Origin of the sequence: Caballeronia calidae, assembly GCF_900044055.2 — a bacterium.
GTDB lineage: Bacteria > Pseudomonadota > Gammaproteobacteria > Burkholderiales > Burkholderiaceae > Caballeronia > Caballeronia calidae.
In genome coordinates this window covers 1-4,603 of sequence record NZ_FCOX02000176.1, presented here as the reverse complement: position 1 = coordinate 4,603, position 4,603 = coordinate 1, and the positions used below count along the sequence as shown (strand labels likewise).

The window sequence follows — 4,603 nt, the reverse complement described above, 5'->3', positions numbered from 1 at the left end:
GTGAAACGACTCCACGCCGATGATAGTGCGGATCACCCGTGTGAAAGTAGGTAATCGTCAGGCTCCTCATGCTGAAATCAAAAGCCCCACCCCGAAAAGGTGGGGTTTTTGCGTTGGGCGCAGCATACCGTAACGAATTCGGGATCGATCGTGTATCTTATCTCGTGGCATGGCAGCGATCTAACAGGCTGCTGCGGCCCCCTAGCAGGGACTCGCAGCGGGGGCATGATTTCGTCACGTTCAAATTCCGCTCAGCAGCGAGGAGGGTCGCTCTATGAGACGGATGTTGCGCGCATTCGCCGAGTAAGCTACCAGCGTCACCCGGGGCGCTGCAGCCGATCGAAAAAGCGGTCGTCAGATTCAGAGTGAAGGGCGGTGTCCGCCACCGCATCACGCAATCTTGCCTGGATCGCCAAGTTCGTAAGACGTGCTCCGGCCGCCGGCCGATGATCTTCGCAGCATCCCGAGCGCGACAAGTTCGTTGAGGTCACGCAACGCGGTGTCGGGTGAGCATTTCGCAATCGACGCCCACTTGCTACTCGTCAGTTTTCCTTCGAAGCCATCTAGTAGACGATTAAGCAGTTTCGTTTGTCGCTCGTTCAGCGCGGTGCCAGCCCACTGCTGCCAGAAGCGTGCCTTCACGAATACTGCGTCGAGCGTGCGATGCGCATGTTCGACTGCGCGCAACATTGCGGTCAGGAACCACAACAACCACTCGGTCACGTCGAGCGTGCCTTTCTGGATATGTTCGAGTACGGCGTAGTATTCTTTCCGTTCACGCTGGATCTGTGCCGACAAACTGTAAAAGCGCTGCGGGCTGCGGTCAGCCCGGGCCAGCAGGAGGTCGCCGACGGCGCGCGCAATGCGGCCGTTGCCGTCGGCGAAGGGATGCAACGTGACGAGCCAAAGATGCGCGAGTCCGGATTTCAGAAGCAGAGGCTCACCTGAATCGGCGTTAATCCACTCGAGAAAACGCCTCATCTCTTCGTCGAGACGCTTCGCTGGAGGCGCCTCGAAATGAACCTTCTGTTTGCCAATCGGCCCCGAAACGCCCTGCATAGGACCGTGTGTGTCATCGCGCCAGGCGGCGACGCTGATCCGTGACATGCCGCTGAAGCCGGTCGGAGAGAGCGCCGCGTGCCAGCCGAACATTCGCTCCTCAGTGAGCGGGGTGGTGCATTGGAGAGTCGCGTCGAGGACCATGTCGACGACACCCTCGATGTTTCGGTCTGTCGGCGCAAGCGCACCGATGTCGACGCCGAGTCGGCGCGCAATGGATGAACGCACTGATGCCACATCGAGGCGTTCGCCTTCAATTTCGCTGGTCTTAACGACGTCTTCCGTGAGCGCCGCGAGACTTGCCTGGTCGCGTAGCGCCATACCGGCATCGGCCAGACGGCCGAGTAGCAGACCCTGCGCACGTGACACGTCCGCAAGCTGTGCCGCCAGACGAGCCATGTCGTAGCGCAGTGTCGGCCAGTTGGGCACCTCCCAGATATACGTACAATCGCCGCGTTTCATGCGGAGATTATATGATGTATTCGCCGCATGGGCGAGGTATTTACCGCGAAATATGCATCGAATAGTTGGAGCAATCGACGCATCGTGAGTTATCGGTAAACGATCGTCGGATGTTTTCCGCATGATTTCGAAGCGAGCGCTGGGAGAGCAGAACAGCCAACGCCTGCTCGAAAGATCTGTCAGGCATGAAGAACTTGAAGGGTTCCACGCTGGACAATCCAAGACCTGCGTGGACGCGCCGTGCCAGCTGGGACGAGCGCCCGCGCATCCAGATTGTCCGTCGATTCACGTAACGAACGTGTTGTCAGGCGCTAAGTAATCATCCGGGGCACAGGCAATGCGAAGGACGCAGGGAGGACAACGTTTGGAGCCAAAAATGGATGCGCGCGATATATTGGTCATCTCAATAGGCCTCCGCCGCAGTATCTGTCCGCCGCCGATCAATTTTACGATCTCGCAACATAAGCAGTGCTTCTCATATTGATCCCGCTCGCCTCTTGATCCTTACCGCGACAGAACCGGCAAAGGGCCTGCAGCGGTTTGCCCGCAAGCGCCTTAGCTCTGACAAGCAACAATTCGTGCGAGGAGGCACACTCTATCGGCAGGGAGCTTGCGGCGTGATCTACCAAATCAATCACCGCCCGAGTCTCTTCGTTAATGCTGGAGAAGTGTCGTGTATCGATGGGTCCCGACAGCGCACTTCACCTGTCCTTTCGCGATCATGTGCATAACCTCAATGCCGGCTAGAAGGATCCGGGCACAGCGAAAAGACTTGAACCCCAACATGGGCCGGGTGCGTCGCTTGATCGCCCTATGATCCTGCTCGACCACGTTATTGAGATATTTGCACTGGCGGATCCCGATTGGCGCGTCACGATCGACATTGATTGCTTCGAGCGCGGCAAGATTGGCGCCGCTTTTGTTACTGTCTCGGGCACACCGTTCTGGGCAATTGATTTCTCAAAGTAGCGCCGGCCTGCCGTCTTGTCCCGGTGGGCGCGAAGCAGAAAGTCGATCGTGTTGCCGTCCTTGTCGACGGCACGGTAGAGATAGCGCCATTCCCCCTTGACGCGAGTGTACGTCTCGTCCATGCGCCAGCTTTTGCCAACCGGCTGCTTGCGGCGGCGAAACGCCCTCTCCAGCACCGGCACCAGCTTGATGGCCCAGCGGTGCACAGTCGAATGGTCGACCGAAATGCCGCGCTCAGCCATCATGTCTTCGAGGTGCCGCAGGCTCAGTGGATAGGCGACGTACCACCGCACGCAAGTCAGGATCACGTCGAGCGGATAATGTAGGCGTTTGAGCACTCGGGCCACCGCTGGATTCAACGTCTTCATCAAGCTTTCTGTCGTTCATGTCGTCCCGCACATCATAGCGGATCGCCTTATTGCAACAGAACCAACGGCGATTATGTTGGACGATAGTCTTGACGATCGTTCACCTTGAGAAATGCGAAAGTTGACTGGCGTTGAACGGCTTGGAGAGCGAATTGCGACCATCACACATGTCGCGCTTCGGCCAGTCCCGGCCATTCGCCCGTTCCACCTAGTTAGTACTACAGCCGTAGATGCCCCGGGAGCACACCGCCGCGTCGTCGATAATGACACTGCTAGGCTCGGTACTGATGTCGGCGCCGCCATATTGACCACGACATCACATGCTCGACGGAGTGCAGCGTTCGCCATATCAGGCGACACAATAGCCGGCGGATCTCCTGGATGCTGAATGGCAGTGAACTGACCAAAGCGACGCTCCTCGACGATCAACTGTAGGCGCCACAACGGCGTAAGTGCCCAGTCGTACAGACGCGCGCCTTTTGCGCCGATTCCGGCCGAGAGGCGGCGCCAAGCCTGCGGTGACAAGGCTTGTGCAATCTTGTCGGTGCGCATAGTGGTCGGGCCTTGCCACCATAGTGGTTCGCTCTTCTTCACCGCCAGCACGAATGGCTGCGCCCGTGACTCGAGCCACAGCCGCAAAGGACGGTCACCGCCATACACCTCATCGCCGGTGACCCAGCCGCACGGCACTCCCGCATCGAGCGCCCGTTCAAGCATCTGGCGCGCGAGCTGCGGCTTGGTTGCAAATCCCATCGTGTCCGGGACGCCCGCAACCTTGCAGCGAGGACGATCGTCGATCCATGACTGGGGCATATACAGCTCGCGGTCAATAAATGCGCTAGCTCCATTGCCCGCATAGCAGAGGAACACACCGATCTGGCTATTCTCGATGCGACCTGCTGTACCACTGTATTGGCGTTGCACGCCGGCAGAGTGTTCACCTTTCTTGAGGAATCCCGTCTCATCCACAATCAGCACCGCCTCACGCTCGCCGAGTTGCTCAACGACGTATTCGCGCAGTACATCGCGCGCCGCGTCGGCATCCCACTGTGCTCTCTCGAGAAGGTGCTGCACACCATCGGGCGTGGCTTCGCCGATCCATTCGGCAAGCTGCCAGCCGTTCTTGCGTTCGACCGTACCAAGCAAACCTTTTAGATAGGCTAGGAATCCGCGCGGCAGACAGAATTTGAGCTGCCGGTACTGACGCCACATCGTGCGGCGTCAACGCCGATTGCGGTTTGGTCCGCCATTGCGCGCAAAAATGGCTTTCCCGGCGGCGAAATCAGGGCAATGTTGTCCCCTTCGGGACTTACGCAGGCGTCATTTTCGACATTCTGCGTAGGTTCAGCGCCGCGCAGACGAGTTTCCATTCGGCCTGGGCCTTGGCCAGTCCGCGCATGCTGAATTGTCGAAATCCGAGAACGCTCTTTACCCAGGCATTCGGCGGTTCGGACAGCCATTTGCGCTTTCGATAGGCCGCCTGAGTTTGCGCACAAGTAAACTTGTCGGCCATCGCAGCGCATAGCGGGCGCTTCCGGGCATCGACCTTCACCTCTTTCTTGCCCTCGCGTCCGGGCGCCACGATCAACTCGGCGGGGTGCTCGCGCAATTGTTCGAACGTCGCCTCCGAGCGGTAGCCCGCATCGGCAAGGACTTGCTTGGGGGCGGCCCCGGCGTCGCGCGCTACCGCCGCCAGAACGATCGGCAATTGGCCGCTGTCGGCAGCACAGTTACCCAGTTCGGCC

At 59.0% G+C, this 4,603-nt stretch carries 2 protein-coding genes and 2 pseudogenes; all 4 read right to left on the bottom strand.

Features of this window, described 5'->3' with window-relative positions:
* Window positions 1–390: 390 nt before the first annotated feature.
* A complete protein-coding gene (locus AWB78_RS41465; RefSeq protein WP_062612966.1) occupies window positions 391–1,521 on the bottom strand; it encodes a Fic family protein in 1,131 nt (376 codons plus the stop codon).
* 654 nt (window positions 1,522–2,175) lie between these two features.
* A pseudogene (locus AWB78_RS41460) lies at window positions 2,176–2,858 on the bottom strand (IS6 family transposase).
* 453 nt (window positions 2,859–3,311) lie between these two features.
* A pseudogene (locus AWB78_RS44770) lies at window positions 3,312–4,022 on the bottom strand (IS701 family transposase); the annotation flags it as partial.
* 145 nt (window positions 4,023–4,167) lie between these two features.
* Window positions 4,168–4,603, bottom strand: a 436-nt coding sequence (locus tag AWB78_RS41450) for a transposase (protein WP_157697436.1), incomplete at its 5' end; no start/stop codon positions are given.

Coding starts and splice junctions, on each gene's coding strand:
- AWB78_RS41465 (WP_062612966.1), bottom strand. CDS start 1,521: ATGAAACGCGGCGATTGTACGTATATCTGGGAGGTGCCCAACTGGCCG.